We start from the raw sequence: 26,639 nt of genomic DNA, 5'->3' as shown, positions 1-26,639 counted from the left end.
CATGTCTCCCCACGGCGGCGCCCCCCACGGTGGGCCCGAGGACAACGGCCGCGAGACGTCGCCGTACATCGAGCTGGACCGCTCGGCCTGGGCCGCGCTCGCCCAGGAGACCGAGAACCCCCTCACGCCCGAGGAGATCACGCGGCTGCGCGGCCTCGGCGAGGAGCTGAGCATCGAGGAGGTCCAGGAGGTCTACCTCCCGCTGTCCCGGCTCCTCAGCCTGTACGTCGAGTCCGCGGGCAAGCTGCACCGCCAGCAGGAGGACTTCCTCCACCGCCAGACCCCGCCGCGCACCCCGTTCGTCATCGGGCTCGCCGGGTCGGTGGCCGTCGGCAAGTCCACGACGGCCCGCGTGCTGCAGCAGATGCTGGCCCACTGGCCGGCCCACCCCAACGTCGCGCTGGTGACCACCGACGGCTTCCTCTACCCCAACGCCGAGCTCGAGCGCCGCGGCATCCTGCAGCGCAAGGGCTTCCCGGAGTCCTACGACCGCCGGGCGCTGCTCCGCTTCGTCGTCGACATCAAGTCGGGCAAGGACGAGGTCGAGGCGCCGACCTACTCCCACCTCGTCTACGACGTCGTGCCCGGTGAGAAGGTCACCATCAAGCGGCCCGACATCGTCATCATCGAGGGCCTCAACGTGCTCCAGCCCGCGCGCGTGCGCGAGGACGGCAAGACCGGCCTGACGCTGAGCGACTTCTTCGACTTCAGCGTGTACGTCGACGCCGGCACCAGCCACATCCGCGACTGGTACGTCTCCCGCTTCCTGCGCCTGCGCGAGACCGCCTTCCGCGACCCGGGCTCCTACTTCAGCAAGTACGCCGCCCTCACCGAGGACGAGGCGGTCGCGGAGGCCGAGCGCATCTGGGACACCATCAACGGACCCAACCTCGCCCAGAACGTCCTGCCGACCCGGTCCCGCGCGACCCTGGTGCTGCGCAAGGACCGCGACCACTCCGTGCGCTACGTCCGGGTCAGGAAGCTCTGACCTTCTTCTGCACGTCGAGCAGCCGCTCGACGATCCGGTAGCCCATCCGCACGTTGATCGCGTTCATCCAGGCGTTGACGTCGGCGTTGGTGGTCTCGATCGACTCGCAGGACGGGAACAGCTCGCGCACCCGACGGTGCGTCGCCAGCTTCATACCGAGGCCGAGGGCGTGCCCGCGGTGGCCGGGCAGCACCAGCGTGCCGCCGATCCTCCCCAGCCGCGGGTCCTGGCGGGAGACCCCCACCTCGGTGAACCCGCACAGCGATCCGTCCGGCGCCACGGCCACGCCGACCACCCAGGCCCGGTCGGTGTCCCGCGTCCGCGCTTCGTGCTCGCGCAGCCGCTCGGGCGTCCAGTTCGCGGCCTCCAGGTCGAGGTCCCCGGCCGGGACCTCGCCGATGAACGCTCCCAGCATCGTGCAGACCCCGTCGACCCAGTGGTCGGGCGTGACGTCCTCGAAGACCTCGAGGCGGTAGTCGCCGAGCCGGGCCGCGACCTCGCCGTCCAGGGCGGCCCACCCCGGCGTGTCGTCGAGGTCGACGAGCTTGGTCTCCTCGCGGCTCGCGACCGGGTAGCCGTGCGCGGCCGCGAACGGCACGCCCGCGCCGTCGCTGTCCACCGGTGTCGGCACGCTCATGAAGTACGTCGAGCGTCCGGCCGAGGCGGCCCGCTCCTCGAGCTCCGTGAGCAGCGCGGTCCCGATCCCCCGCCGGCGCTCGGCGGGGGCGACGTACACCTCCAGGTCGGCGAGGTGCGTGTTGTCGGACAGGAAGCACACGAGCCGCCCGGCGCCGACCGCGTGGCCGTCCACCTCGGCCAGGAGGAACACCTGGTCGATGTCGGTCCGCGCCTGCGACCAGGTCACCTGCGAGACCTCCCACGAGGCCCACGCGGGGAAGGGCCGCTCCGCTGATGCGGCCGCCCCCACCTCCCACCAGGCGTGCAGCGCGGACGGGTCCTCGGGCGTGATCTCGCGGATCGTGATGGTCACGGGCCACGACCCTAGGGGTCGGCCCCGCGCCCCCGCGACCGGATTACGCCAGGCTCAGCTGGCGCTTGACCACGTCGGCCAGGCGGTCCGCGACCGCCTGCGCCTCGTCCTGCGTCTCGGCCTCGACCATCACGCGCACCAGCGGCTCGGTGCCGCTGGGCCGCAACAGGATGCGGCCGCTGTCCCCGAGCGCCGCCTCCTCCTCGGCGACGGCGGCCGCGACGACCGCGTCCTCGTCGGTGCGGCTCTTGTCGACGTCGGTGACGTTGACCAGCACCTGCGGCAGCCTCGTCACGACGCCGGCCAGCGACTGCAGCGACTGCCCGGTCGCGGCCATCCGCTCGAGCACGTGCAGCGCCGTGAGGATGCCGTCGCCGGTCGTGGCGAAGTCGCTCATGATCACGTGGCCGCTCTGCTCCCCGCCCAGGGAGTAGCCCGAGACCCGCATGGCCTCCAGCACGTAGCGGTCCCCCACCTTCGTCTGCCGGACCCCGAGCCCGGCGGACTTCATCGCCTTCACGAAGCCCAGGTTGCTCATCACGGTGGCCACGACGGTGTTGCGGACCAGCCGACCGGTCTCGGCCAGGGCCAGGGCGAGGACCGCGAGGATCTGGTCGCCGTCGACGACGTTGCCCTCGTGGTCCACCGCCAGGCACCGGTCCGCGTCGCCGTCGAGGGCGAAGCCGGCGTCGGCGCCGTGGGCGAGCACCGCCCGCTGGAGCGGGCCGAGGTGCGTGGAGCCGCACCCGTCGTTGATGTTGAGGCCGTCGGGCTCGGCGTGGATGGCGATCACCGTGGCGCCGGCCGCCTCCAGGGCCCGCGGCCCGGCCTCGAAGGCCGCGCCCTCGGCGCAGTCGAGGACGACGGTCAGCCCGGTCAGGGACCGGGTGATCGTCTGGTCGAGGTGGGCGGCGTACTCGTCGACGGCCGTGGGGTGCGGGCGGACCCGACCGACGGACCCGCCGGTGGGCCGGTCCCAGTCCTCGTGGAGGTGGCGCTCGATCTCGGCCTCGATGGCGTCGTCGAGCTTCAGCCCGCCGCGGGCGAGGAACTTGATGCCGTTGTCGGGCATCGCGTTGTGCGAGGCCGAGAGCATCACGCCGAGGTCGGCGCCGAGCGAGCCGGTGAGGTGGGCGACGCCGGGCGTCGGCAGCACCCCCAGCAGGAGTACGTCGACCCCCGCGGAGGCGAGGCCGGCGACGACGGCCGCCTCGAGGAACTGTCCGGAGATGCGCGTGTCCCGGCCGACGACGGCGAGCGGGCGGTGGCCCTCGAACTCGCCCCGGTCGGCCAGGACACGGGCGGCAGCAGCGGAAAGGTCCAGGGCCAGCTCAGCGGTGAGAACACCGTTGGCCAGGCCCCGGACCCCGTCCGTGCCGAAGAGTTTGGGTGACATGCGACCCAAACTATAGAACTGGTTAGCGCTTGCTGAACTGCGGCGCCTTGCGGGCCTTCTTGAGACCGGCCTTCTTGCGCTCGATGACGCGGGCGTCACGCGTGAGCAGCCCGGCCTTCTTGAGCGAGGGACGGTTGGCCTCGACGTCGATGGCGTTCAGGCAGCGGGCCACGCCGAGGCGCAGGGCGCCGGCCTGACCGGTGATGCCACCGCCGTGGATGCGGGCGATGACGTCGAAACGACCCTCGAGCTGGAGGTTCGCGAACGGCTCGTTCACGACCTGCTGGTGCAGCTTGTTCGGGAAGTAGGAGTCCAGGGTGCGTCCGTTGACGGTCCACACGCCGGTGCCGGGGACGATGCGCACGCGGGCGACCGCCTCCTTGCGACGGCCGGTGGCCGCAGCGGGGGCGATGGTCGCGGGGCGGGCGGGAGCGTCGGCCGACGGCGCGCTCTCGGAGCTGTAGGCAACGCCCTGCTCGTTGGTCTCGAAGGTCTCCTCGACCTCGGTGCTTTCGGTGGTCTCAGCCACGGTATTCCTCACTCAGTCTTTCTTCGCGGATTACTGGGAGACCTGGGAGATCTCGAAAGGGACGGCCTTCTGGGCCTGGTGCGGGTGGTTCGGACCCGAGTAGACCTTCAGCTTCTTCAGCATCTGGCGGCCGAGGCGGTTCTTGGGGAGCATGCCCCAGACGGCCTTCTCGATGGCCTTGCGGGCGTCCTTCTCGAGGACCTCGCCGATCGGGGTGGCCGAGAGGCCGCCCGGGTAACCGGAGTGGCGGTAGGCCATCTTCGTGGTCTTCTTCGTGCCGGAGAGGGAGACCTTCTCGGCGTTCACGATGATGACGAAGTCACCGGTGTCGACGTGGGGGGCGAACATCGCCTTGTGCTTGCCACGCAGCAGGTTGGCGGTCTGGACGGCGAGACGGCCGAGGACCACGTCCTCGGCGTCGATCACGAGCCATTCGCGCTGGATGTCAGCGGGCTTGGGGCTGTACGTACGCACGGCTGTTGAACCTTCTTCGTTCGTAGGGCCCGGGGGAACGTCTCTCCCGGGTGGTGGTGCGGCGGCTTCTGACGAACACGGCCCGGCTTGCCAAGGATCTGGCTTCCGGGGCTGCACCCCGACGTCACAGCAGTTGGTCGGAACGCGGCAGGAGTCGCGACCGTCAAATGTACGGGCACGCGTGGGCACGGGTCAAAACGAGGTACAACCCACAGCACGGCCGGTCCGGGAGCGGCCCACGTGCGCACAGTGCGGACACCGGATTCGCCCGGCGTGGCGACGCCGACTAGGTTGGGGCGCGTGACTGATTCCCTCACCGTCCGCGACAACCGCACCGGACAGGAGTACGACGTCCCGATCGTCGACGGCACCATCAAGGCCTCCGACCTGGGCAAGATCAAGGCCGCCGAGGAAGCTCCCGGCCTGGCTGTCTACGACCCGGGCTTCGTGAACACCGCATCGTGCCGCAGTGCCGTCACCTTCATCGACGGCGACAAGGGCATCCTCGAGTACCGCGGCTACCCCATCGAGCAGCTGGCGGAGAAGTCCAACTTCCTCGAGGTCGCCTACCTCCTGATCCACGGCTCGCTGCCCACCAAGGTGGAGTACGAGACCTGGGTCCACGAGATCACCTACCACACGTTCGTGCACGAGAACGTCAAGAGCTTCATGGAGGGCTTCCGCTACGACGCCCACCCCATGGGCATGCTGATGGCCTCGGTCGGCGCGCTGTCGACGTTCTACCCGGACGCCCGCAACATCACCGACGCCGAGAACCGGCACATGCAGATCGTCCGCATGATCGCCAAGATGCCGACGCTGGGTGCCTGGTCCTTCCGCCACGCGCAGGGCAAGCCGTTCGTCTACCCCGACAACGACCTGGGCTACACCGCCAACTTCCTCTCGATGCTGTTCAAGATGAGCGAGCGGAAGTTCGAGGCGGACGAGCGCCTGGTCAAGGCCCTCGACGTGCTGTTCATCCTGCACGCCGACCACGAGCAGAACTGCTCGACCAACGCGGTCCGCTCGGTCGGCTCCTCGCAGGTCGACCCCTACTCCGCGGTCGCCGCGGGCGTGGGCGCCCTCTACGGCCCGCTCCACGGTGGCGCCAACGAGGCCGTGCTGCGGATGCTGCGCCGGATCGGCTCGAAGGAGAACATCCCCGCGTTCATCGAGGGCGTGAAGGCCGGCAACGAGAAGCTCATGGGCTTCGGTCACCGCGTCTACAAGAACTTCGACCCGCGCGCCACGATCATCAAGAAGGCCTGCGACGACGTCTTCGAGGTCACCGGGGTCAACCCGCTCCTGGCGATCGCCAAGGAGCTGGAGAAGATCGCGCTCGAGGACGAGTACTTCATCAAGCGCAAGCTCTACCCCAACGTGGACTTCTACTCCGGCCTGATCTACGAGGCCTTCCAGTTCCCGCCGGAGATGTTCACCGTCCTCTTCGCGATCGGCCGCACCCCGGGCTGGCTGGCCCAGTGGCTCGAGCTGGTCCAGGACAAGGAGCAGAAGATCGCTCGTCCGAAGCAGATCTACACGGGTGACCGGACGTTGGACTTTGTGCCCGCGTCGGAGCGCTGGGCCTGAGCGGAGCGATGGCCCAGCGCTCCGACGAGCCCGGGCCAGGTTGAGCAGCGGCAGGGCTGAGCTTGCGAAGCCGTGACCCGCGTGTCGAAACTCGGTGAGATGAGCAGACAGAGCACCCCCACCACGACCCCCGTCGGCTCGCCGGCGGGGGTCGTGTGGGATCTGGGCAACGTCCTGGTCGACTGGCAGCCCCGGCTGGCCATCGCGGCGGGCGTCGGCGAGGAGGAGGCCGCGCGCTTCCTGGCCGCGGACGACTTCGACTTCCACGCCTACAACCACGGCCCGGACAGCGGCCTGGACTGGGACGAGGCGGAGGCCGAGGTCGCGCGGACCCGTCCGCACTGGCTCGACCACGCCCGCGCCTACCGCCGGCACTTCCCCGCCTCCCTGGCCGGCGAGGTCCCCGGGTCGGTCGACCTGGTCCGTGAGCTCGCCGCGGCCGGGGTCCCGATGTGGGGCCTGACCAACTGGTCGGCCGAGCTGTTCCCGCACGGCCGCGCCGCCCACCCCTTCCTCGACGAGCTCCTGCTCGACGTCGTGGTCAGCGGAGAGGAGGGCGTCGCCAAGCCCGACCCCGCCATCTTCGAGGTCGTACGCCGGCGCACGGGCCTGCCGCTGCACACCCTCGTCTTCGTCGACGACCGTGCTGACAACGTCGCGGCCGCCGACGCCGCCGGGATGGACGCACTGCTGTTCACCGACGCCCACCGGCTCCGGGTCGACCTGCGCGAGCGCGGCCTGCCTGTCTGAGCGGCCCGGTCAGCGAGAGCGCGGGGCGTCGACGGCGGCCCGCTCGACCTCCAGCAGCGACATGCCGTGCCGCTCGGCCTCGAAGGCCTCCTTGCCACCACGGAAGCCGAAGAGCCGTTTGGTCCACAGCAGGTAGAACACGGCGAAGAGGTTGAGCACCAGCGCGGCGATCTTGAACGGCGTGACCGTGTGCAGCAGCTCGTAGACCTCCAGCGGGATCAGCGCGGACGTGCCGACCATGGCGACGTACTCGCCCCAGCGCTGCATCGACCAGAGCCCCACCGCCTCGAGCAGCTGCAGCGCCCCGTAGGCCGCGACACCGAGGATGACCAGCTTCAGGGTGGAGTGCTGCGCCTTGAGGGCCTCCTCGATCAGCTTGACCGGGCCGGCGTTCTGCAGGTCGATGCCGGCGCGCTCGGCCAAGGGCTGGAGCCGCGGGAGGTACTCCGCGAAGACCTGCTGGAGCGAGTCCTTGGCGCCGTCGAAGCGATAGATGCCGTAGGCGAGCGCGACGAGGAGGATGCCGCGCACCAGCCGCTCGGCGGCCAGCAGCCGCAGGATCACGGCGTCCTTGAGCGCCTTGTCCTTGAGCACGATCGGGGCGTCCTCGGCCGGGCCCGAGCCGTGCGGCGGCCCGGGCACGAAGTCCTCGCAGCGCAGGCACCGCCAAGCCTCCCCCACCGCGGTCTCGGTGTGCAGGCGCTCGGCGAGGTCCTGCTCGTCGGGCTTGTAGGTGACGTGCCCGCGGATGCCACAGGAGCGCAGGCTCCAGCTGAAGTGGCGCAGCGGCCGGAGGTTCACACGACCGTCCGGTCGTGGCCCTGCCAGTACGGCGCCCGGAGCTCCCGCTTGAGGATCTTGCCGGTGGGGTTGCGCGGCAGCGCGGGGATCACGTCGACCGTGCGCGGGCACTTGAACTTCGCCAGGTGCTCGCGGCAGTAGGAGATCAGCTCCTCCTCCGTGGCCTCGGCGCCCGGGTGGAGGGAGACGACCGCCTTGACCGACTCGCCCCAGGTGTCGTCGGGGACGCCGATCACGGCGACCTCCATGACGGCCGGGTGCTCGGCCAGGACCCGCTCGATCTCGGGCGAGTAGATGTTCTCCCCGCCGCTGATGATCATGTCCTTGAGCCGGTCCTCGACGTAGACGTAGCCCTCGGCGTCGACCTTGCCCATGTCGCCGGTGCGGAACCAGCCGTCGTCGGTGATCACCTTGGCGGTCTCCTCGGGCTTGCCGAGGTAGCCCTTCGTGAGCTGGGCGGTGCGCAGCCAGATCTCGCCGTGCTCGCCGACCGGCAGGTCCTCGAGGGTGGCAGGGTCGACGATCCGCAGCTCGCAGCCGGGGATCGGCCGGCCGGCCGACACCAGCCGCTCGGGGTGCTCGGCATCTCGGTGGGCCTCGGGCAGCAGCTGGGTGGCCACCCCGGACACCTCGGTCAGGCCGTAGACCTGGATGAAGTCGGTGTCGGGCCAGGCCTCCATCGCCGCGCGCAGCAGCGGCAGCGGCATCGGCGAGGCGCCGTAGGTGTAGGTCTTGAGGGCCCCGAACAGCTTGACCGCGTCGGGGCCGGCCTGCAGCACCTGGGCGAGCACGGCGGGCACGAGGAACGTGCGGTTGGCGCCGGCCAGGATCGCGCCAGCCAGCGAGGCGCCGTCGGGGTCCCGGGTCATGACGCTCGGGATGCCGTCGTTGATGCCGAACAGGACGTAGGACGACCCCCCGACGTGGAAGAGCGGCATCGCGACCATGCTCTTGTCGCCGGGCTCGAACTCCCAGCCCTCGTGGGCGTTCTGGGTGTGCGCGACCATGTTGGCGTGCGTGAGCATCACGCCCTTGGGGTGGCCGGTGGTGCCACTGGAGTACATCACCAGGCACACGTCGTCGGGCTCCACGTCGGCCGGCCGCGACACCGGGGTGGAGGCAGCCAGCCACGCTTCGTACTCGTCGCCGTCCGCCCCGTCGGGGGTCACCTCGATGACCTTCTCGACGTGGGTGAGCCGGTCGCGGATCTTGTCGACCAGCGGCATCAGCTCGGTGCCGACGATCAGCACCCGCGCGCCGCTGTCGTTGACGGCGTAGTCGACCTCCTCACCGGCCAGCCGCCAGTTGATGATCGCGTTGGCCGCACCCAGCGACCCCGCCCCCAGCGACGTCTCGACGCACGCGGGGTGGTTCTTGTCGAGGAACGCGACGACGTCGCCGCGCCCGATGCCCAACGCCTGCAGGCCGCCGGCGTTGCGGCGCACGCGGTCGTTCCACTCCGCCCACGTCCACGTGCGGGAGCCGTAGGTGATCGCCTCACCATCGGGCTCGGCGCCCGCCCAGTGGGCGAGGCGGTCGTCCATGAAGCGCGGGGAGTCCATGGGGCCCGATTGTGTCCGGCGCCACACCCCCGCACAACTACCCGGCCGGGATCACCTTCACGTGCTCGCAGTCCTTGCGCTTCGCGCCCGGGCTCGGCTGGTTGAAGATGACGGTGTCCTCCCCCGCCCCGCACTGGATCTCCATGCCGTCGCCGGCGTAGGAGGCGAAGAACTTGTCGTCCCCGGTGTCGCCGAACGCCGTGTCGTTGCCAGTCATGAAGATGACGTCGTTCCCCGCGCCTCCGTGCACGAAGTCGGCCTGGTCGTCGTGGCCGGTGTTGATCCGGTCGTTGCCGTCCTGGCCGTTGAGCACGTCGGCGCCGGGGCCGCCCTTGACCTTGTCGTCGTCGGTGCCCCCGGCCATGGTGTCGGGGCCCTGGAGCCCGTAGAGCCGGTCGTTGCCGGCAAAGGCACGGATGCTGTCGGCCCGGGCCGTGCCGCGCAGCACGTTGTCGTTGTCGTCGCCCCGGACCACGGCCGCCTGCGCGGTGGCGCCGTACGCCGTGACCGCGAGCAGGACGCCGCACCCGAGCGCGGTCGCGATTCTCTTCGTCATGCCCGCCAGCATCGCCTGAGTTCTTCGGCGACGCCAAGGGCGGTCTCAGGAACGTCACAGGCACGCCGGACAAGGTTCATGACATGAACGACACCCCCTCCGTCCCGCCCGCGGGCGATCGGCCCGACGACACCTCGCGTTACGCGTACCCGGTCTTTCCCCCCAGCGGCCCGCCGACGCCGCCCCCGACCGGGACCGTCACCGAGAGCCGACCGCGCCGTGGCGCGTTCGCCGCGTCCGTCGTGGCCGCATCCCTGCTCGTGGGCGGGGCGGCGGGGGTGGGCGGCGCCGCCGCCTGGACCTCCTGGCACCCGGCGGACGGCACCACGTCGTCCTCCTCGAGCACCCCGACGAGCTCGCAGGTGGTGGACACCCCTTCGTCCTCCAGCAACGAGAGCGTCGAGCAGGTCGCCCAGCAGGTGCTGCCCTCGGTGGTGAAGATCGAGGTCTCCGGCCCCCAGGAGTCCGGCTCGGGCTCGGGCATCATCCTGAGCTCGGACGGCCAGATCCTGACCAACAACCACGTGGTCGAGATCGCCGGCAGCTCCGGCTCCATCACCGTGTCGTTCAACGACGGCTCCTCGGCCAGGGCGAAGGTGCTCGGCACGGACCCCCTGACCGACACCGCCGTGATCCAGGCCGAGGGCGTCAACGGGCTCACCCCCGCGACGATCGGCAAGTCCGGCGACCTCGCGGTCGGCCAGAGCGTCGTGGCGATCGGCTCGCCCTTCGGCCTCGAGTCGACGGTCACCAGCGGCATCGTCAGCGCCCTGAACCGTCCCGTCGACGTCGGATCCGACGGCCAGGGCAACAGCACCGTCTACCCGGCGGTCCAGACCGACGCGGCGATCAACCCCGGCAACAGCGGCGGCCCGCTGGTCGACCTCCACGGGCACGTCGTCGGGATCAACTCCTCCATCCAGACCTCGTCCTCCTCCGCCACGGAGCAGGGCGGCTCGATCGGCCTCGGCTTCGCCATCCCGATCGACGAGGTGATGCCGATCGTGCAGCAGATGATCAAGGGCGAGACCCCCACGCACGCCCGGCTCGGCATCTCCGTCTCCGACGTGCGCAGCAACAGCGACGTCTCCGAGGGTGCCCAGGTCCAGGAGGTCACCAGTGGCTCGACGGCCGACAACGCGGGCCTGTCGTCCGGCGACGTGATCACCAAGGTCAACGACGAGCCGATCACCGGCGCCGACTCCCTCGTCGCGACGATCCGGTCCTTCCGGCCCGGCGACGACGTCACCGTGACCTACGACCACAACGGCGCCACCAAGACGGTCAAGCTCGCGCTCGACTCCGACGCCAACGCCAGCAACTCCTGATCCAGCCGGTCCAGCCCACACCTGGACCGGTCCCCCAGATGTGACGGGCGTCCCGCGGCCCACGGTCCGTCTCCCGCCGGCCGCGGGACCCCGTCACGCCAGCTTCTTCTCGAACTCCCCGAGCCGCGCCACCGGCCGGTAGCCGAGCATCTCGTTGACGCCGATCATGTGCGCGTTCACCTCGGCGTTGTACGTCGTCAGCCGGGTGACTCCCGGGCACTCACGCTGCAGCAGGGCGAGGTTGGCGGCCTTGACCGCCAGCCCGAGCCGGTGCCCGCGGTGGTCGCCGGCCACCAGCGTCCCCCACTGGTAGGCGCGGTCCGGCTCGTGCACCGTGGTCGCGATGTCGGTGTAGGCCACGACGGTGCCGTCGGCGTCCAGGGCGACGGTGTTGTACTTCGTGCGGCCCTGCCTGGCCACCATCTCCTCGTGGACACGCATCTCCGCGACGTCCACGACCTCCGGCTCCAGCTCCATCTCGCCGGTGGGCGCCTCGGTCATCAGGGTGGTGGACAGCGCCAGCCAGCCCTCGGCCAGGTCGTCGGGCACCGGGCCGACCCACGACCGCAGCGTGTACGCCGCGTGGTGACCCGCCGCGCTCGCGGCGAGCTCGTCCAGCAGCCCGTCGGCGACCGGCAGGTCGAGCTGCCGCTGCACGTCGCCGAGCATCAGCGTGTAGTCGTGGGCGACGAGGAACTCCCGTCCGGGGTCGCCCTCGCCCTCGGCGCCGGACTCCAGCCCCCACGAGGTCTCGGCCCCGATGACGGTCCGGCCCTCGGCCAGCGCCAGCTGCTCCAGGTGGGCGAGCATGGCCGCCCCGTGGCCGCTCCGCCGGTCCCCGGGGGCCACGTCGACGGCGAGGTAGGCACGGTCCAGGTTGTCGCGCAGCGGCATCGCCAGCCAGCCGGCGCTGACCAGCCGTCCCGCCGACCACCCGGCGTACACGGCGTTGCTGCGGAGCGTGCTGGGGGCCTGCACCTGCGCGCGGAGCTCCTCGCGCTGCCACGGCGAGGCCCAGTCGCCCCGCCCGTGCAGCTGGGAGGCGAGGTAGACCTCGTGCCAGGCGTCGAAGGCCGCGTCGTCGTGGGGATCGACGGGACGGATGTCGCTCATCGGGCTCGCTTCACCCTCGCCTCGTCCCACACGGGACCGTCGGACTCGTAGACCTCCCCGTCGGCGCCGTAGACCAGGAAGCGGTCGAAGCCGCGGGCGAACCACCGGTCGTGGGTGACCGCCAGGACCGTCCCGTCGAAGGCCTCGAGGCCCTCCTCGAGCGCCTCGGCGGACTGGACGTCGAGGTTGTCGGTCGGCTCGTCGAGCAGCAGCAGCGTGGCGCCGCTGAGCTCGAGCATCAGGATCTGGAAGCGCGCCTGCTGGCCGCCGGACAGCGACTCGAACTTCTGCTCCGAGGCGTGCGCGAGCTCGTAGCGGTCCAGCACGCGCGCGGCGGCCTCCCGGCCCAGGCCGGCGCGACCGTTGGCCGAGCCGTCGCCGCGGTGCAGGATCTCCAGCAGCGTGCGCCCCATCAGCTCGGGGTGCTCATGGGTCTGGACGAACCAGCCCGGGCGCACGCGGGCGCCGAGCTTGGCCTTGCCGGTGTGGTCGACGTGCTTGACCACGACGTCGCCGACCGGCCGGTGCTCGACGTCCGGGTCGCTGCCGCCGGCCGCGAGGAGCCGCAGGAAGTGCGACTTGCCGGACCCGTTGGACCCGAGCACGGCGACCCGCTCGCCGTACCAGACCTCGAGGTCGAACGGCTTCATCAGCCCGGTGAGCTCCAGGCCCTCGCACACCACGGCACGCTTGCCGGTGCGGCCGCCCTTGAGCCGCATCGAGACCTGCTGCTCGCGCGGCTGCTCGGTCGGCGGCCCGGCCTCCTCGAACTTGCGCAGCCGGGTCTGGGCGGCGCGGTACTGCGACGCCATGCCGTCGTTGTACTCCGCCTTGATCTTGTAGTGCAGCACCAGCTGCTTGAGCTTGGCGTGCTCCTCGTCCCAGCGCTTGCGGAGCTCCTCGAAGCGGGCAAAGCGGTCCAGGCGCGCCTGGTGGTAGGACGCGAAGCCGCCCGGGTGCGTCCACACGGTGTTCCCGGCTGCCCCGAGCTCGACGGTCACCACGCGCGTGGCGGTGTTGTTGAGCAGCTCCCGGTCGTGGCTGATCATCAGGATCGTCTTGTCGGACTCCCGGACCCGCCCCTCGAGCCAGATCTTGCCCGGCACGTCGAGGAAGTTGTCCGGCTCGTCGAGCAGCAGCACCTGGTCGGGGCCGCGCAGCAGGAACTCCAGCACCAGCCGCTTCTGCTCGCCGCCCGACAGGGTCTTCAGCGAGCGGTACTTCGCGCGGTCGTAGGGCAGCGCCAGCGCCGCCATCGAGCACACGTCCCACGTGACCTCGATGTCGTAGCCGCCGGCGTCGGCGAACTCCGAGAGCGCGTGGGCGTAGGCCATCTGCGTCTTCTCGTCGTCGGTCTCCATCAGCGCCAGCTCCCAGCGCTCCACGTCGGCCGCGGCCGCCCGGACGCGTGGCGGGGAGACGCTCAGCAGCAGGTCGGCGACGGTTGGGTCCTCGCCCAGGCCGGCCCCGACCATCTGCCGCATGACTCCGAGCCCGCCGCTGCGCGTGACGGCACCGGCGTGCGGCACCAGGTCGCCGGTGATGATCCGGAGCAGGGTCGTCTTGCCCGCGCCGTTGGCCCCGACGAGGGCGACCTTGGCCCCCTCGCCGACCCGGAACGACACGTCGTCGAGCAGCACCCGCCCGTCGGGGAGCTCGTACCGGACTCCGGCGACATCCACATGACCCACGTCGAAGGATTCTCCGTCATGGGCGGTGGCGCTGGCGAACCGTTTAGTCCTCGGTCGCCTTCGCCCAGAGGTTGATGCCGGCCTCGACGGCGTCGTCGTCGATCGCCTTGAGCTCCTCGGCGGTGAACGCCGGCCCCGACAGCGCGTCGAGGTTGGTGTCGAGCTGCTCGACCGAGCTGGCGCCGATGACCGCGGAGGTCACGCGGGGGTCGCGCAGCGCCCACTGCAGCGCCATCTGGGCCAGCTTCTGCCCACGTCCGGCCGCGATCTCGTTGAGGCGGCGCACGTGCCCGAGCGTCGTGTCGTCGAGGTGGTCGCCGGGGATGGTCGAGCCGGTCCGGGCGGCCCGCGAGTCGGCCGGGATGCCGTCGAGGTAGCGGTCGGTCAGCAGGCCCTGCGCCAGCGCCGTGAAGACGATGCAGCCCATGCCCTGGGCCTCGAGCTCGTCGAGCAGGCCGCCCTCGATCCAGCGGTTCAGCAGGGAGTACGACGGCTGGTGGATCAGCAGCGGGGTTCCCAGCTCGCGGGCGATGGTGGCCGCCTCGCGCGTCTTGTCGGCCGAGTAGGACGAGATGCCGGCGTACAGCGCACGGCCGGAGCGCACCGCCTGGTCCAGCGCCATCATCGTCTCCTCGACGGGGGTGTCGGGGTCGAAGCGGTGGCTGTAGAAGATGTCGACGTAGTCCAGGCCCAGCCGGACCAGGGACTGGTCGAGCGAGGCGAGGACGTACTTCCGCGAGCCGCCGCCCTGGCCGTAGGGGCCCGGCCACATGTCGTAGCCGGCCTTGGTCGAGATCACCAGCTCGTCGCGGTAGGGCGCGAGGTCGTCCTTGAGGTAGCGACCGAAGTTCTCCTCGGCGCGGCCGTAGGGCGGGCCGTAGTTGTTGGCGAGGTCGAAGTGGGTCACGCCGCGGTCGAAGGCCCGGCGCAGGATCGCGCGCTGGGTGTCCTCGGACCGGTCGTCGCCGAAGTTCTGCCACAGGCCCAGCGAGAGCGCGGGCAGCTGGAGTCCGCTGCGGCCGGTGTGGCGGTAGTGCATGCCGGTGGCGGCGGTGTCGTAGCGGTCGTCGGCGGCGGCGTAGCTCGTCATGGCGACCAGCCTGCCACCCGCCGCCGACGCGGGTCAGGCCGGGAGCAGCTCCGCAACGAGTGCCTCGACCCGGGACCGGATCTCGTCGCGGATCGGCCGCACGGCCTCGATGCCCTGCCCGGCCGGGTCGTCGAGCTTCCAGTCCTCGTAGCGGGTGCCCGGGAAGTAGGGGCAGGCGTCGCCGCAGCCCATCGTGACGACGACGTCGGAGACCCGCACCGCGTCGTCGGTGAGGATCTTCGGGACCGCAGCGGTGATGTCGATGCCCTCCTCGGCCATCGCCGCGACGGCGACCGGGTTGATCGAGTCGGCGGGCGCCGAGCCGGCCGAGAGCACCTCGATGCGACCGGCCCCGAGGTGCTGCAGGTAGCCGGCGGCCATCTGGGAGCGACCGGCGTTGTGGACGCAGACGAACAGGACGGTGGGCCGGTCGGTGGGCTTGGCGGTGGGGGCCATCAGGCGCCTTCCTCGGTGGGGAGCGTGGGGTCGGGGTGCAGCAGGAGGACCAGGCCGAGCCCGAGGGCGCCGCCGACCAGCTGCATGAGGACGAAGACCGGCACCGAGCCCGGCGCGATGCCGGCGAAGGTGTCGGACAGGGTGCGGGCCACGGTGACGGCGGGGTTGGCGAAGCTCGTCGAGCTCGTGAACCAGTAGGCCGCGGTGATGTAGCCGCCCACGGCGTAGGCGACGCTGTCGCTGCGGCCGCGGCGCACGCTGCCGAAGATGACGGCCACGAGCCCGAGGGTCGCGACGACCTCCCCGAGCCACAGGCCGCCCCCGCTCCGGTCGTGGGTGGCGACCGTGACCGCGTCGAGGCCGAACATCAGGTTGGCGACCACCGCGCCCACCGCGCCACCGACGAGCTGCGCGACGACGAGGACGGCGGCGTCGGAGGTCGTGACGAGACCGAGCACCCGCTCGACCAGGGTCACCACCGGGTTGAAGGCCGCCGAGACGGGCTGGAGGGCCAGGATCAGGGCGACCAGGGCGGCGCCGGTCACCAGGCTGTTCTCGAGGAGCTGGAGGCCCACGTCGTGGGGCGAGAGCCGCGTGGCGGCGATGCCCGAGCCGATGACGGCCATGACCAAGAACGCCGTGCCGACCAGCTCGGCCGCGGCGCGTCGTACGAGCGTCACCGGGCGACGCCGCCGAGCAGGAGGCCGACGTCGGAGAGCGCCGTCGCGTTGAGCCGGTAGTAGACCCACACGCCGCGCTTCTCCCGGTCCAGGAGCCCGACCTCGTGCAGCACCTTGAGGTGGTGGCTGATCGTGGGCTGGGACAGCTCGAAGGCGTCGTTGAGGTCGCAGACGCACGCCTCGCCGCCCTCGTGGCTGGCCACGATCGAGAGGAGCCGCAGCCGCACCGGGTCGGCGATCGCCTTGACCAGCGGCGCGATCCGCTCGGCCTGCTCGATCGAGAGCGGCTCGGAGGTGAGCGGCGAGCAGCACGCCACCGTCTGCACCGGCGTCAGCTCGAGAGAATTCGACATGCGTGAATATTGACAGACGTCAATACGTCGTTGCAAGGTGGGGACACATCGACAACCATCTATGTTCCAGTGGAGGAACCATGTCCCGCATCCAGCTCGCCCTCAACGTCGACGACCTCGAAGCGTCCGTCGCGTTCTACAGCACCCTCTTCGGCACCGCCCCGGCCAAGACGAAGCCCGGCTACGCCAACTTCGCGATCGCCGAGCCGCCGCTGAAGCTGGTCCTCATCGAGAACCCCGGGCACGGCGGCTCGGTCAACCACCTCGGCGTCGAGGTCGCCGACACCGACACCGTCGACGCCGAGCAGTCGCGGCTCGCCGCCGCCGGGCTCGCCTCGGTCGACGAGCGCGACACGACCTGCTGCTACGCCCGTCAGGACAAGTTCTGGGTCGAGGGTGCCCCCAACGGCGAGCGGTGGGAGGTCTACACCGTGCTCGAGGACTCCGCGACCTTCGCCGCCGAGCCCACCGCCACGGCCTGCTGCTGAGCCCGGGTCAGTCCCCGGCCCGGCGGGTCTCGAGCACCCGGAAGCCCTTGGCGCTCGCGATCCGCCCGGTCGGGAAGCCCTGCTCCCCCAGCCACCGCTGGAGCGAGTCGGCGCCGAGGTTCTTGCCCACGACCATGACGGCCCGGCCGCCCGGCGCGAGTCGCGGCAGCCAGGTCAGCAGCAGCTCGTGGAGGGCCTCCTTGCCGATCCGGATGGGCGGGTTCGACCAGATCTCGTCGTACGTCGCTCCCGCGTCGACACCGTCCGGCGTCGAGGCGGCGTAGCGGTCGGTGACGCCGAGCGTCGCGGCGTTCTCGTTGGCGAGCAGGACGGCCCGCTCGTTGACGTCGACGGCCGTGACGACCGCGTCCGGCACGGCGACGGCGACCGCGAGGCCGATCACGCCGTAGCCGCAGCCCAGGTCGAGGACCCGTCCGGCCGCCGGCGGCTCGGTCTCGCGGAAGAGGATCGCCGTGCCGATGTCGAGGCGTCCCTGGGCGAAGACCCCCGAGCCGCTCACGAGCGCCAGGTCGTGGCCCCACACCTGCGCCGAGACGGGTGCCCGCTTGAAGGCCACCGCCGGGTCGGCGCTGAAGTAGTGGTCATCCATGGGGCACTCCTCGCTTGGCGCGGGTCTGGTCGGCACGGCCGGCGAGCTCGGCGTCCACGGGGTAGCCGACCTCCTCCAGGGTCAGCCCGTGCGCGTGCACGACGGCCACGGCGGGGTCGCGCCGCCCGGCAGCCAGGACCTCCCCGGCCCACGCGACCGGTCGGCGCCCCTCGCCGACCGCCAGCAGGCAGCCGACCAGCGCACGGACCATGCTGTGGCAGAAGGCATCGGCGACGACCGTCGCCTCGAGGACCCCCGGCTCGGTGCGCACCCAGGACAGCTCGAGCAGGGTCCGGATCGTCGTGGCGCCCTCGCGCTTCTTGCAGAACGACGCGAAGTCGTGGTGCCCGACCAGCAGCGCGGACGCCTCGTTGAGGGCCTCGAGCGAGAGCGGTCGGGGCCAGGCCAGCACGTGCGAGCGGAGGAGCGGGTCGAGCCCGGCGGGGTCGTCGCACACGCGGTAGACGTAGCGCCGCCACAGCGCGGAGAAGCGGGCGTCGAAGCCCGGTGCCGCCTCCGCGACCCCGCGGACCCGGACGTCCGGGTCGAGGATGCCGTTCAGACGACGCAGCAGCGCCTCGAGCGGTGGCTCGCCGGAGCGGCCCGCCGCCACCGCGAGGGCCTCGGGGTCGACGTCGACGTGCACGACCTGCCCGCGAGCGTGGACGCCGGTGTCGGTCCGTCCGGCGCAGACGACGGCGACCGACGGCACCCGCAGCACCGTGGCCAGGGCCTGCTGGAGCTCGCCCTGGACGGTGCGCAGCCCCGGCTGGCCGGCCCATCCGTGGAAGTCGCCCCCGTCGTAGGCAAGGTCGATCCGGATCCGCACCCGGAGATTCTGTCAGGCGCCCTAGGCTCGCCGCATGCAGCCCGCGCTGATCCTGATGTCGGCCGAGCACGCCGACTTCCTCCTCGACGAGTTCGGCCGCTACGCGCGCGACTACGACCTGCACACCGCGACCGACGTCGCGGGGGCCGAGGCGATCGCGCGCCGGATCCGGGAGGAGGGCGGACAGGTCGCGCTCTTCGTCTCCGACTCGGCCCCGCAGGACGCCCCCGTGTTCGAGGCCTTCGCCCGGTGGCGGCAGGTCGTCCCGACCGCCCGACGGATCGTCGCGGCCCACTGGTCGCGCTTCCTCACCGACGCCGACAGCCTGCGTTCCGGGCTCGCCAAGGGCAAGTTCGACGCCTACCTCCTCATGCCCCGTGGCGTCCGCGACGAGGAGTTCCACACCGCGGTGTGCGAGCTGCTCAGCGACTGGGGCTCGACCGTCGCCGCCCCCGAGGTCGACACGGTGCAGATCGTCACGCCCGGCGGCGACGCGCTCACCGGCGCGATCCGCGACTTCCTCGACCGGATGGGCATGCCCAACCGCGTCTACGCCCCCGACAGCGACACCGGCCGCGCGATCGTGGAGCGGTACGACGGCGAGCCGGCGTACCCCCTCGTCGCGGCCATGCAGCGCCCGCCGATCGCACCGCGCACGGTCCGCGACGTGGCCATCACGATCTACGGCCAGCCGGCCGACATCGACGTCGAGGCCGTCGTCGACCTCGCCATCGTCGGCGGAGGCCCGGCCGGGCTCGCCGCGGCGGTCTACGGCGCCTCCGAGGGGCTCTCGACGGTCGTCCTCGAGGCCGAGGCGATCGGCGGCCAGGCCGGCACCAGCTCGATGATCCGCAACTACCTCGGCTTCCCGCGCGGCATCTCCGGCATGCGGCTGGCCCAGCGCGCCCGCAACCAGGCCATCCGGTTCGGCACCCGCTTCTTCACCGGCTGGGAGGTGCTGGCCCTCGAGCCCGGCGCGGACGGCGCGCCCCACGTGCTCCGCACCGACGGTGGGGACGTGCGCGCCCGCGCGGTCGTGGTCGCGACCGGGGTCTCCTACCGCAAGCTCGGCGTGCCCGCGGTCGAGGAGCTCACCGGCCTCGGCGTCCACTACGGCAGCGCGATGACCGCGGCCCGCGAGATGGAGGACTACGACGTGGTGGTCGTGGGCGGCGGCAACTCCGCCGGCCAGGCCGCCATCCACCTCGCCCGCTTCGCCCGGTCGGTGACGATCCTGGTCCGCAGGCCCGGGCTGGCCGAGACGATGTCGCAGTACCTCATCGCGGAGATCGAGCACAGCCCGCGCATCACGGTGCTCCCCTGCTCCGAGGTCGTCGACGGCGGCGGCGAGGGACGCCTGGAGTGGCTCGGGGTCCGGGGCACCACGACGGGCGACGTACGCCGGCTCCCGGCTCGCGGGCTCTTCCTCCTGCTGGGCGCCGAGCCGCACTGCGACTGGCTGCCCGACGAGGTCGCGCGCGACGCCAAGGGGTTCGTGCTGACGGGCCGGGACGTGCCGAAGGAGCGCTGGGCCGACGGGCTGCCGCCGGCCAACCTCGCCACCACGCTGCCCGGCGTCTTCGCGGTCGGGGACATCCGGTCCGGCTCGATGAAGCGGGTCGCGGCGGCCAGCGGCGAGGGCGCCTCGGTGGTGCCGCTGGTCCACACCTGGCTGGAGTAGCCCGGATCAGCCCAGCTCGTGGCGGAAGGGCGGGTCCGCCCCGGGCCGGGACACCGTCACGGCCGCCGCGCGGGCGGCGTGGGCCAGCACGTCGGCGACCTCCTCGGCGGCCAGGTCGCGCAGCGCCTCGCGCAGCGCCCCACCCAATCGGCCGCGCTCCCACAGCGCGTCCACGAGGGCAGCCCCGAAGGTGTCCCCCGCCCCGATCGTGTCCGCCACGTCGACCGGCAGCGAGGCGATCTCGATCTCGCCGTGGTGGCCGACCCAGGTCGCCCCCTCGCCGCCGCGGGTGACCACGACCGCGGCCGGACCGCGGGCCAGCAGGTCCCGCGCCGAGGACACTGGGTCCTGCCCGGGGTAGAGCGCCTCCAGGTCCTCGTCGGAGGCCTTCACGAGGTCCGCCACCGACACCATCCGCTCGACCCGGGCCACCAGGTCCGGGCCGGTGCCGGTGATCGCGGGCCGGGCATTGATGTCGTAGCTGATCGTCGCGTGCGGCCGCAGCCGCTCCAGCAGCGCCAGCACGTCGTCGGCCCCGGGCAGCAGCACGGCGCCGAGCGAGCAGGTGTGCACCACGAGCGGCGGAGCGGCGTCGGCGATCGGGTTGAGCCGCCACTCCAGGTCGAACTCGTAGCGGGCGGCCCCGTCGGAGCCGACGGTCGCCAGCGCGGTGGACGTGCGGGCCACGGCGGCCGGGTCCACGGCCAGCACGACGCCGGCCGCCGTCAGGTGGTCCACGATCAGGCGGCCGTGCGCGTCGTCGGCATAGCTGGTCGCGAACCGCACCGACCGGCCGAGCCGCGCCAGGGCGACGGCGACGTTGGCCGCGCTCCCGCCGGCGTACTCGACGGTGCTCCCGTCGGACCCCCGGACGATGTCGACCAGGGACTCACCCACCACCAGCACGTCGTGTTCCATGGGGAGTTGTCTATCGAATCTCGGCCCCGGGCGGAACCGCGCGTAGGGTCCGTCTCATGCACGTCGCTCCCCCGGACCCCGCGTCGGACCGGCCGCCCTACGAGCAGCTCCGGGTCCAGATCGCGCGTCGGGCCGCCTCGGGCGAGCTGGCCCCCGGGACCCGCCTGCCCACGGTCCGGGCGCTCGCCGCCGAGCTGCACCTCGCGGCCAACACGGTGGCCCGCGCCTACCGCGAGCTGGAGTCCGACGGGGTCGTGGTCACCGAGGGCCGCCGCGGCACCTCCATCGCCCCGTCCGACGTCGCCTTCTCTGGTGAGGCGGGCACCGCGGCAGCGTCGTACGCCGCCACCGCACGCCGGCTCGGCCTCGGGCTGGAGGAGGCCCAGGACCTCGTCGCCCGCGCCTGGCCGAGCGGCCGGTGAGGTGCCCGTAACGCGCCGTTGTCCGGCCGAGGGCGTTACATGGAGTGGAGGGCCCTCCCCCGGACAGGCAGAACGGCCCGCCACCCTCGCGGGTGACGGGCCGTTCGACTGACTCAGAGCGAGATGCTCAGGCCTTGTCCTCGGTGTCCTCGGTGGTCTCCTCGGCGGGAGCCTCCTCGGCGGCCGGGGCCTCGGTCTCGAGAGCCTCGGTCGGCTCGGCCTCGGTGACGACGTCCTCGGCCGGGGCCTCCTCGACGGGGGCAGCCGGAGCGGCCTCGGTCTTGGCGGGCTTGGCAGCCTTCGGGGCCGGCTTGTAGGCCTCGGTCACGAGCTCGATCACGGCCATGGGGGCGTTGTCGCCCTTGCGGGGACCGATCTTCGTGATCCGGGTGTAGCCACCCGGACGCTCGGCGAAGGTCGGCGCGATCTCGGTGAAGAGGATGTGGACGACACCCTTGTCGCGGATGGTCTTGAGGACCTCGCGACGGTTGTGCAGGTCGCCCTTCTTGGCCTTGGTGATCAGTTTCTCGGCGTGGGGGCGCAGGACGCGCGCCTTGGCCTCGGTGGTCGTGATCCGGCCGTGCTCGAACAGCGCGGTCGCCAGGTTGCTGATGATCAGCTTCTGGTGGGCGGGGCTACCGCCGAGGCGCTTGCCCTTCTTGGGAGTAGGCATTGCTCTCTCTTTTCTCTCCGGCCGTGTCAGGTACCGGGGTAGACGACCGGCGTGCGCCGATCGGTTTGGTGAGAGGGGAGGCCGGCCGGCCTCCCCTCACCGGGTGATCAGTACTGCTCGTCCTCGACGAAGGCGTCGTCGTCGTCGTCGCCGTACGCCGCGAGGGCAGCGTGCGGGTCGAAGCCGGGCGCGCTGTCCTTGAGGGACAGGCCCATCTCGACCAGCTTGGCCTTGACCTCGTCGATCGACTTCGCACCGAAGTTGCGGATGTCGAGCAGGTCCTGCTCCGAGCGGCTGATGAGCTCACCCACGGTGTGGATGCCCTCGCGCTTGAGGCAGTTGTAGGAGCGGACGGTCAGCTGCAGGTCCTCGACCGGGAGGGCGAGGTCGGCCGCGAGCTGCTCGTCGACGGGCGACGGACCGATGTCGATGCCCTCGGCCTCGACGTTGAGCTCACGGGCCAGGCCGAACAGCTCGACCAGGGTCTTGCCGGCCGAGGCGATCGCGTCACGGGGACGGATCGACGGCTTGGTCTCGACGTCGATGACCAGCTTGTCGAAGTCGGTGCGCTGCTCGACTCGGGTGGCCTCGACCTTGTAGGTCACCTTCAGCACGGGGCTGTAGATCGAGTCGACCGGCATCCGGCCGATCTCGTTGTCGGCACCCTTGTTCTGGACGGCCGAGACGTAGCCGCGGCCGCGCTCGACGACCAGCTCCATCTCGAGCTTGCCCTTGTCGGACAGGGTCGCGATCTTGAGGTCGGGGTTGTGCACCTCGACGCCGGCCGGCGGGGCGATGTCGGCAGCGGTGACGTCACCGGCACCGGACTTGCGCAGGTACATCGTGACGGGCTCGTCGTGCTCGGAGGAGACGACCAGGCCCTTCAGGTTCAGGATGACCTCGGTGATGTCCTCCTTGACGCCCTCGATCGTGGAGAACTCGTGGAGCACGGTGTCGACCTTGATGCTCGTGACCGAGGCACCGGGGATCGAGGAGAGGAGGGTACGACGCAGCGAGTTGCCGAGGGTGTAGCCGAAGCCGGGCTCCAGCGGCTCGATGACGAACCGCGAGCGGAACTCGTCGACGGACTCTTCCGACAGAGTGGGGCGCTGTGCGATGAGCACTGATTCTTTCCTTTCCGGGCCCACCCGCTATTTGACGGACCCGAACTGCGTGGTTGAAAAGGAAGCGGAACACCGCGCCGGTCTGCGACCGGCGCGGTGACCCGGATTACTTCTTGGAGTAGTACTCGACGATCAGCTGTTCCTGGACCGGGATGTCGATCTGGGCCCGGACCGGGAGCTGGTGCACGAGGATCCGCATGCGCGTCGGCAGCGCCTCGAGCCAGGCCGGGACGACGCGCTCGCCGTGGGTCTCGCGAGCCACGATGAACGGGGTCATCTCCAGCGACTTCTCCCGGACGTCGATGACGTCGTGGGCGGTGACCTGGAAGGACGGGATGTCGACCTTCTTGCCGTTCACCTTGAAGTGGCCGTGGACGACCAGCTGGCGGGCGTGGCGACGCGTGCGGGCGAAGCCGGCGCGGTAGACCACGTTGTCGAGGCGGCACTCGAGCAGCTGCAGCAGGTTGTCACCCGTCTTGCCCGCACGACGCGAGGCCTCGACGTAGTAGTTGTGGAACTGGCGCTCGAGGATGCCGTAGGAGATACGCGCCTTCTGCTTCTCACGAAGCTGGAGGAGGTACTCGCTCTCCTTGATGCGGCCGCGGCCGTGCTGGCCGGGGGGGTACGGGCGACGCTCGAAAGCCTGGTCGCCACCAACGAGGTCGACACCGAGACGGCGCGACTTCTTGGTCATGGGGCCGGTGTAACGGGCCATAGCTCAAAGTCTCCTGTTCAGTCTCGGGTGATCAGACGCGACGGCGCTTGGGCGGCCGGCATCCGTTGTGGGGCGTGGGCGTGACGTCCTGGATGGTGCCGACCTCGAGGCCGATCGCACCCAGCGAACGGATCGCCGTCTCGCGGCCCGAGCCCGGGCCCTTCACGAAGACGTCGATCTTCTTCATGCCGTGCTCCATCGCCCGACGACCCGCGGCCTCGGCGGCCATCTGCGCGGCGAACGGGGTGGACTTGCGCGAGCCCTTGAAGCCGACGGTGCCGGCCGAGGCCCACGAGATCACCGCACCAGTGGGGTCGGTGATCGTGACGATCGTGTTGTTGAACGTGCTCTTGATGTGGGCTTCGCCCTGAGCGACGTTCTTCTTCTCCTTGCGACGCACCTTCTTGGCGCCGGCCGCTGCGCGGCTCTTGGGAGGCATTCAGTTTCTCCTGGGGTAGCTGGAAGCTGTGAGTTCGAGTGAGGGGCTCAGTGGGTCGCCGTGAGGCGAGCCGTCACTTGGCCTTCTTCTTGCCGGCAACCGTGCGCTTCGGGCCCTTGCGGGTGCGAGCGTTGGTCTTGGTGCGCTGACCGCGGACCGGGAGGCCCATGCGGTGGCGACGACCCTGGTAGCTGCCGATCTCGATCTTGCGGCGGATGTCAGCCTGGACCTCGCGACGGAGGTCACCCTCGATCTTGAAGTTGGCTTCGATCGCGTCGCGGAGCTTGACCAGCTCTTCGTCTCCCAGCTGGTGGACGCGGAGGTCCCCGCTGACGCCGGTCTCGGCGAGCAGCTGCTGGGCGCGGGTACGGCCGATGCCGTAGATGTAGGTGAGTGCGATCTCGATCCGCTTGTCACGCGGAAGATCCACACCAACGAGGCGTGCCATTGACTGGCCCTTTCTTGAAGAGCGGTGCTCTTCGGTTTTCACAGAGGTTTCTGGTCGTGTCGCGCCCCGCCCCTCGTCGGGCGGGCTCCGGCCTTCTGCTCCGGAGGTGGTTCGGTCTCGTCCACTCGGTGGTCGAGCTTGTCGAGACCTAAGCGATCACGTTGAGGTGTGTTCAGTTGTGCAGGATCCGGTGGTCGAGGAGGTTGCTCTGCAACCGTCTCGAGACCCTCAGCCCTGGCGCTGCTTGTGGCGCGGGTTCTCGCAGATGACCATGACGCGGCCGTGGCGACGAATCACCTTGCACTTGTCACAGATCGGCTTCACGCTCGGGTTGACCTTCACGAGGAGGTCCTTTCAGGTGTCGGCTGCTTACTTGTAGCGGTAGACGATCCGACCCCGGGTGAGGTCGTACGGCGAGAGCTCCACCACCACGCGGTCCTCGGGGAGGATCCGGATGTAGTGCTGGCGCATCTTGCCGCTGATGTGGGCGAGAACCTTGTGCCCGTTGCTCAGCTCGACGCGGAACATGGCATTCGGCAGGGCCTCCACGACGGTGCCCTCGATCTCGATCACGCCTTCTTTCTTCGGCATGTCCTCCACAATCTGTTGTTCGGACGGCCTCGGGAAGAGAGCCGACGGTCTACCGTTCCTTGCACCGGAGCCGGTGTCGACCGGATCCGGGTGGCCCGGGAACCTCCGGTCCGGGGACCGGTGGACCTCGTGAAGCCGCTGTATGGTCCTCATTCCCGGGCGCACGACCGAACCCTCGAATGAGCGTTCTGGTTGTGGTCCGGGCAGCCGCGAGGCGCCACGCAACAGACCCACGTTGGGCCGACACGCCAGTTTAGTGGGAAACGGCCCGGAAACACGAATCGGTTCCGCTAGGCACCCGCAGCGGCCAGCAGGCGCAGGGTCTGCTCGCGGGCGGGGCTCCGGCCGGGCTCGGTGCCGGTCCAGCTTCCCGCGACCGGGTGGACCATCACCTCGTCCACACCATACGTCGCGGCGAGCGTTTCCAGTCGATCGCGGGCGCTCGCCGGGTCGCCGATCACCCAGCGGGACCGCATCGCGTCGAGCAGGCCCCGGTGCGCCTCCGGCACCTCGACCTTCTCGGCCTCCTCGACGAGCTGCTGCGGTGCGAGCCGGCCTCCGGTGCGCAGGGCCAGCATCGCGAGCAGCTGCGGGAGGGCCAGGCGGTCGGCGTCCTCCTGGGTGTCGGCGACGACGGCGTTGACGGTCAGGAAGGTGCGGGGCTCCGCGAGCTCGGCCGAGGGACGGAACTGCGACCGGTAGAGCTCGAGCGCCTCGGCGGTCCCGCTCCCGCTGAAGTGGTGCGCGAAGACGTAGGGCATCCCCTTCTCGGCCGCCAGGCGGGCGGAGTAGTCGGAGGAGCCGAGCAGCCAGATGGCCGGGACGGAGGTGGCGACCGGCGTGGCCCGCAGCGGGTGGCTGCGACCCTGGACCGCCACCTGCACTCCCCCGGCGTCCATCATGGCCAGCACGTTGTCGACGTACTCGGGGAAGCGCGTGACCGCCTCGTCGCTGACGCCGCCGGCGCCGTGGCGCAGTGCGTAGCTGGTGACCGGGTCGGTGCCGGGGGCACGGCCGATGCCGAGGTCGATCCGGCCGGGGTAGGCCGCCTCCAGCAGCGCGAACTGCTCGGCGACGACGAGCGGCGCGTGGTTGGGCAGCATCACCCCGCCGGAACCCACCCGGATCCTCGAGGTGGCGCCCGCGACCATGCCGATCAGCACCGGCGGGTTGGTGGCGGCCACGGCGGGCATGTTGTGGTGCTCGGCGAGCCAGTAGCGGTGGTAGCCGAGCTCGTCGGCCGTCCGGGCGAGGGCCAGGGTCGCGGCCAGCGCGTCGCCCGTGGACTGGTCGCTGCGCACCGGCACCAGGTCGAGCACGGACAGGGTCAGGGGTCGGGTGCTCACCCCGACC

General features: G+C 71.1%; 31 protein-coding genes. 7 read left to right on the top strand and 24 right to left on the bottom strand.

What is annotated here, in order from left to right:
• The first annotated feature begins 1 nt into the window (after position 1).
• Complete coding sequence (gene coaA / locus EJF31_RS20295; RefSeq protein ID WP_125039009.1) at positions 2-988, top strand: type I pantothenate kinase; 987 nt, start codon at positions 2-4, stop codon at positions 986-988.
• Here coaA and EJF31_RS20290 read toward each other — a convergent pair.
• Genes EJF31_RS20290 through rplM form a run of 4 tightly spaced genes read right to left on the bottom strand, consistent with a single transcriptional unit; the run spans position 975 to position 4,378 of the window.
• Positions 975-1,979, bottom strand: coding sequence for a GNAT family N-acetyltransferase (locus EJF31_RS20290; protein WP_125039008.1), 1,005 nt, complete (start codon positions 1,977-1,979; stop codon positions 975-977). The two genes, coaA and EJF31_RS20290, sit on opposite strands and share 14 nt — an antisense overlap.
• Positions 1,980-2,022: 43 nt before the next feature.
• Positions 2,023-3,375, bottom strand: coding sequence for a phosphoglucosamine mutase (gene glmM / locus EJF31_RS20285; RefSeq protein ID WP_125039007.1), 1,353 nt, complete (start codon positions 3,373-3,375; stop codon positions 2,023-2,025).
• 22 nt (positions 3,376-3,397) lie between these two features.
• Positions 3,398-3,904, bottom strand: a complete 507-nt coding sequence (rpsI, locus tag EJF31_RS20280; protein WP_125039006.1) for a 30S ribosomal protein S9 — start codon at positions 3,902-3,904, stop codon at positions 3,398-3,400.
• Between the two features lie 30 nt (positions 3,905-3,934).
• Positions 3,935-4,378 (bottom strand): 50S ribosomal protein L13, encoded by a 444-nt coding sequence (rplM, locus tag EJF31_RS20275; RefSeq protein WP_125039005.1) that lies wholly within the window; start codon positions 4,376-4,378, stop codon positions 3,935-3,937.
• Between the two features lie 300 nt (positions 4,379-4,678).
• Between rplM and EJF31_RS20270 the strand changes: the two genes are divergently transcribed.
• Both EJF31_RS20270 and EJF31_RS20265 read left to right on the top strand, forming a co-directional pair.
• A complete protein-coding gene (locus EJF31_RS20270; RefSeq protein WP_125039004.1) occupies positions 4,679-5,968 on the top strand; it encodes a citrate synthase in 1,290 nt (429 codons plus the stop codon).
• A gap of 99 nt (positions 5,969-6,067) precedes the next feature.
• A complete protein-coding gene (locus EJF31_RS20265) occupies positions 6,068-6,718 on the top strand; it encodes an HAD family hydrolase (RefSeq protein WP_125039003.1) in 651 nt (216 codons plus the stop codon).
• A 9-nt stretch (positions 6,719-6,727) separates the two neighbouring features.
• On the opposite strand, the gene EJF31_RS20260 is transcribed toward EJF31_RS20265, so the two are convergent.
• The 3 genes from EJF31_RS20260 to EJF31_RS20250 are packed head-to-tail and all read right to left on the bottom strand — an operon-like array spanning position 6,728 to position 9,637.
• Complete coding sequence (locus EJF31_RS20260) at positions 6,728-7,519, bottom strand: DUF2127 domain-containing protein (RefSeq protein WP_221767677.1); 792 nt, start codon at positions 7,517-7,519, stop codon at positions 6,728-6,730.
• Entirely contained in the window at positions 7,516-9,081 is a 1,566-nt protein-coding gene (locus tag EJF31_RS20255) for a long-chain-fatty-acid--CoA ligase (protein WP_125039002.1), read from the bottom strand. Before EJF31_RS20255 ends, EJF31_RS20260 begins: the two co-directional genes overlap by 4 nt.
• 37 nt (positions 9,082-9,118) lie before the next feature.
• Positions 9,119-9,637: a calcium-binding protein gene (locus EJF31_RS20250; RefSeq protein ID WP_185736361.1), complete on the bottom strand. Its 519-nt coding sequence runs from the start codon at positions 9,635-9,637 to the stop codon at positions 9,119-9,121.
• Between the two features lie 83 nt (positions 9,638-9,720).
• Here EJF31_RS20250 and EJF31_RS20245 point away from each other — a divergent pair, with 83 nt between their 5' ends.
• Complete coding sequence (locus EJF31_RS20245; RefSeq protein ID WP_125039000.1) at positions 9,721-10,965, top strand: S1C family serine protease; 1,245 nt, start codon at positions 9,721-9,723, stop codon at positions 10,963-10,965.
• Positions 10,966-11,058: 93 nt separating this feature from the next.
• Here EJF31_RS20245 and EJF31_RS20240 read toward each other — a convergent pair whose 3' ends face one another.
• From EJF31_RS20240 to EJF31_RS20215, 6 genes are read right to left on the bottom strand one after another with little or no spacing between them, the layout of a single operon-like run.
• Positions 11,059-12,078 carry a PE-PGRS family protein gene (locus EJF31_RS20240; RefSeq protein WP_125038999.1) on the bottom strand — a complete coding sequence of 340 codons (1,020 nt, stop codon included), beginning with the start codon at positions 12,076-12,078 and terminating at the stop codon, positions 11,059-11,061.
• Positions 12,075-13,769 (bottom strand): ABC-F family ATP-binding cassette domain-containing protein, encoded by a 1,695-nt coding sequence (locus EJF31_RS20235; protein ID WP_125038998.1) that lies wholly within the window; start codon positions 13,767-13,769, stop codon positions 12,075-12,077. Before EJF31_RS20235 ends, EJF31_RS20240 begins: the two co-directional genes overlap by 4 nt.
• A 43-nt stretch (positions 13,770-13,812) precedes the next feature.
• Positions 13,813-14,859, bottom strand: a complete 1,047-nt coding sequence (mgrA, locus tag EJF31_RS20230; protein WP_125038997.1) for an L-glyceraldehyde 3-phosphate reductase — start codon at positions 14,857-14,859, stop codon at positions 13,813-13,815.
• A 33-nt stretch (positions 14,860-14,892) separates the two neighbouring features.
• Positions 14,893-15,315 (bottom strand): arsenate reductase ArsC, encoded by a 423-nt coding sequence (locus EJF31_RS20225; protein WP_125038996.1) that lies wholly within the window; start codon positions 15,313-15,315, stop codon positions 14,893-14,895.
• Positions 15,315-15,995: an aquaporin gene (locus tag EJF31_RS20220; RefSeq protein WP_221767676.1), complete on the bottom strand. Its 681-nt coding sequence runs from the start codon at positions 15,993-15,995 to the stop codon at positions 15,315-15,317. Before EJF31_RS20220 ends, EJF31_RS20225 begins: the two co-directional genes overlap by 1 nt.
• A complete protein-coding gene (locus tag EJF31_RS20215; RefSeq protein WP_125038994.1) occupies positions 15,992-16,348 on the bottom strand; it encodes a metalloregulator ArsR/SmtB family transcription factor in 357 nt (118 codons plus the stop codon). Before EJF31_RS20215 ends, EJF31_RS20220 begins: the two co-directional genes overlap by 4 nt.
• Positions 16,349-16,428: 80 nt before the next feature.
• On the opposite strand from EJF31_RS20215, the gene EJF31_RS20210 reads away from it, so the two are divergent.
• Entirely contained in the window at positions 16,429-16,836 is a 408-nt protein-coding gene (locus tag EJF31_RS20210) for an ArsI/CadI family heavy metal resistance metalloenzyme (RefSeq protein ID WP_125038993.1), read from the top strand.
• A 7-nt stretch (positions 16,837-16,843) separates the two neighbouring features.
• On the opposite strand, the gene EJF31_RS20205 is transcribed toward EJF31_RS20210, so the two are convergent.
• Both EJF31_RS20205 and truA read right to left on the bottom strand, forming a co-directional pair.
• Positions 16,844-17,446 (bottom strand): class I SAM-dependent methyltransferase, encoded by a 603-nt coding sequence (locus tag EJF31_RS20205; RefSeq protein ID WP_125038992.1) that lies wholly within the window; start codon positions 17,444-17,446, stop codon positions 16,844-16,846.
• Positions 17,439-18,275: a tRNA pseudouridine(38-40) synthase TruA gene (gene truA / locus EJF31_RS20200; RefSeq protein ID WP_125038991.1), complete on the bottom strand. Its 837-nt coding sequence runs from the start codon at positions 18,273-18,275 to the stop codon at positions 17,439-17,441. Before truA ends, EJF31_RS20205 begins: the two co-directional genes overlap by 8 nt.
• 34 nt (positions 18,276-18,309) lie before the next feature.
• Here truA and EJF31_RS20195 point away from each other — a divergent pair, with 34 nt between their 5' ends.
• The gene (locus EJF31_RS20195; RefSeq protein WP_125038990.1) at positions 18,310-19,956 is read left to right on the top strand and encodes an FAD-dependent oxidoreductase; all 1,647 of its coding nucleotides are present in this window, start codon (positions 18,310-18,312) and stop codon (positions 19,954-19,956) included.
• 6 nt (positions 19,957-19,962) lie between these two features.
• Here the strand turns inward: EJF31_RS20195 and EJF31_RS20190 are convergent, their stop codons facing one another.
• Positions 19,963-20,874: a carbohydrate kinase gene (locus EJF31_RS20190; RefSeq protein ID WP_125038989.1), complete on the bottom strand. Its 912-nt coding sequence runs from the start codon at positions 20,872-20,874 to the stop codon at positions 19,963-19,965.
• A gap of 56 nt (positions 20,875-20,930) precedes the next feature.
• Between EJF31_RS20190 and EJF31_RS20185 the strand changes: the two genes are divergently transcribed.
• The gene (locus EJF31_RS20185) at positions 20,931-21,296 is read left to right on the top strand and encodes a GntR family transcriptional regulator (protein WP_125038988.1); all 366 of its coding nucleotides are present in this window, start codon (positions 20,931-20,933) and stop codon (positions 21,294-21,296) included.
• A gap of 127 nt (positions 21,297-21,423) precedes the next feature.
• Here EJF31_RS20185 and rplQ read toward each other — a convergent pair whose 3' ends face one another.
• The 8 genes from rplQ to EJF31_RS20145 all read right to left on the bottom strand — a co-directional run bounded on the left by rplQ (position 21,424) and on the right by EJF31_RS20145 (position 26,632).
• Positions 21,424-21,969 (bottom strand): 50S ribosomal protein L17, encoded by a 546-nt coding sequence (gene rplQ / locus EJF31_RS20180; protein WP_125038987.1) that lies wholly within the window; start codon positions 21,967-21,969, stop codon positions 21,424-21,426.
• A gap of 107 nt (positions 21,970-22,076) precedes the next feature.
• Positions 22,077-23,093 carry a DNA-directed RNA polymerase subunit alpha gene (locus EJF31_RS20175; protein WP_125038986.1) on the bottom strand — a complete coding sequence of 339 codons (1,017 nt, stop codon included), beginning with the start codon at positions 23,091-23,093 and terminating at the stop codon, positions 22,077-22,079.
• A gap of 106 nt (positions 23,094-23,199) precedes the next feature.
• A complete protein-coding gene (gene rpsD / locus EJF31_RS20170; protein WP_125038985.1) occupies positions 23,200-23,808 on the bottom strand; it encodes a 30S ribosomal protein S4 in 609 nt (202 codons plus the stop codon).
• A gap of 31 nt (positions 23,809-23,839) precedes the next feature.
• Positions 23,840-24,247: a 30S ribosomal protein S11 gene (rpsK, locus tag EJF31_RS20165; protein ID WP_125038984.1), complete on the bottom strand. Its 408-nt coding sequence runs from the start codon at positions 24,245-24,247 to the stop codon at positions 23,840-23,842.
• Between the two features lie 73 nt (positions 24,248-24,320).
• Positions 24,321-24,695: a 30S ribosomal protein S13 gene (gene rpsM / locus EJF31_RS20160; RefSeq protein WP_125038983.1), complete on the bottom strand. Its 375-nt coding sequence runs from the start codon at positions 24,693-24,695 to the stop codon at positions 24,321-24,323.
• Between the two features lie 228 nt (positions 24,696-24,923).
• Positions 24,924-25,037: a 50S ribosomal protein L36 gene (gene rpmJ / locus EJF31_RS20155; protein WP_004008316.1), complete on the bottom strand. Its 114-nt coding sequence runs from the start codon at positions 25,035-25,037 to the stop codon at positions 24,924-24,926.
• Between the two features lie 27 nt (positions 25,038-25,064).
• Positions 25,065-25,286, bottom strand: coding sequence for a translation initiation factor IF-1 (gene infA / locus EJF31_RS20150; protein ID WP_011757309.1), 222 nt, complete (start codon positions 25,284-25,286; stop codon positions 25,065-25,067).
• A 290-nt stretch (positions 25,287-25,576) separates the two neighbouring features.
• The gene (locus EJF31_RS20145) at positions 25,577-26,632 is read right to left on the bottom strand and encodes an LLM class flavin-dependent oxidoreductase (RefSeq protein WP_260430991.1); all 1,056 of its coding nucleotides are present in this window, start codon (positions 26,630-26,632) and stop codon (positions 25,577-25,579) included.
• Between the last annotated feature and the right edge of the window lie 7 nt (positions 26,633-26,639).

Source organism: Nocardioides sp. LS1, from assembly GCF_003865225.1.
Classification (GTDB): domain Bacteria; phylum Actinomycetota; class Actinomycetes; order Propionibacteriales; family Nocardioidaceae; genus Nocardioides; species Nocardioides ginsengisegetis.
This window is presented reverse-complemented; position numbering and strand designations above follow the sequence as displayed.

Excerpts from the sequence above, each read along its gene's own strand:
- EJF31_RS20265 (WP_125039003.1), top strand. The coding sequence starts at position 6,068 with ATGAGCAGACAGAGCACCCCCACCACGACCCCCGTCGGCTCGCCGGCG.
- EJF31_RS20250 (WP_185736361.1), bottom strand. The coding sequence starts at position 9,637 with ATGACGAAGAGAATCGCGACCGCGCTCGGGTGCGGCGTCCTGCTCGCG.
- rpsD (WP_125038985.1), bottom strand. The coding sequence starts at position 23,808 with ATGGCCCGTTACACCGGCCCCATGACCAAGAAGTCGCGCCGTCTCGGT.
- EJF31_RS20190 (WP_125038989.1), bottom strand. The coding sequence starts at position 20,874 with ATGGAACACGACGTGCTGGTGGTGGGTGAGTCCCTGGTCGACATCGTC.
- EJF31_RS20240 (WP_125038999.1), bottom strand. The coding sequence starts at position 12,078 with ATGAGCGACATCCGTCCCGTCGATCCCCACGACGACGCGGCCTTCGAC.
- rpsK (WP_125038984.1), bottom strand. The coding sequence starts at position 24,247 with ATGCCTCCCAAGAGCCGCGCAGCGGCCGGCGCCAAGAAGGTGCGTCGC.
- glmM (WP_125039007.1), bottom strand. The coding sequence starts at position 3,375 with ATGTCACCCAAACTCTTCGGCACGGACGGGGTCCGGGGCCTGGCCAAC.
- EJF31_RS20215 (WP_125038994.1), bottom strand. The coding sequence starts at position 16,348 with ATGTCGAATTCTCTCGAGCTGACGCCGGTGCAGACGGTGGCGTGCTGC.
- infA (WP_011757309.1), bottom strand. The coding sequence starts at position 25,286 with ATGCCGAAGAAAGAAGGCGTGATCGAGATCGAGGGCACCGTCGTGGAG.
- mgrA (WP_125038997.1), bottom strand. The coding sequence starts at position 14,859 with ATGACGAGCTACGCCGCCGCCGACGACCGCTACGACACCGCCGCCACC.
- EJF31_RS20210 (WP_125038993.1), top strand. The coding sequence starts at position 16,429 with ATGTCCCGCATCCAGCTCGCCCTCAACGTCGACGACCTCGAAGCGTCC.
- rplQ (WP_125038987.1), bottom strand. The coding sequence starts at position 21,969 with ATGCCTACTCCCAAGAAGGGCAAGCGCCTCGGCGGTAGCCCCGCCCAC.
- EJF31_RS20195 (WP_125038990.1), top strand. The coding sequence starts at position 18,310 with ATGCAGCCCGCGCTGATCCTGATGTCGGCCGAGCACGCCGACTTCCTC.
- EJF31_RS20245 (WP_125039000.1), top strand. The coding sequence starts at position 9,721 with ATGAACGACACCCCCTCCGTCCCGCCCGCGGGCGATCGGCCCGACGAC.
- rpsM (WP_125038983.1), bottom strand. The coding sequence starts at position 24,695 with ATGGCACGCCTCGTTGGTGTGGATCTTCCGCGTGACAAGCGGATCGAG.
- EJF31_RS20185 (WP_125038988.1), top strand. The coding sequence starts at position 20,931 with ATGCACGTCGCTCCCCCGGACCCCGCGTCGGACCGGCCGCCCTACGAG.
- EJF31_RS20255 (WP_125039002.1), bottom strand. The coding sequence starts at position 9,081 with ATGGACTCCCCGCGCTTCATGGACGACCGCCTCGCCCACTGGGCGGGC.
- EJF31_RS20205 (WP_125038992.1), bottom strand. The coding sequence starts at position 17,446 with ATGGATGACCACTACTTCAGCGCCGACCCGGCGGTGGCCTTCAAGCGG.
- EJF31_RS20225 (WP_125038996.1), bottom strand. The coding sequence starts at position 15,315 with ATGGCCCCCACCGCCAAGCCCACCGACCGGCCCACCGTCCTGTTCGTC.
- coaA (WP_125039009.1), top strand. The coding sequence starts at position 2 with ATGTCTCCCCACGGCGGCGCCCCCCACGGTGGGCCCGAGGACAACGGC.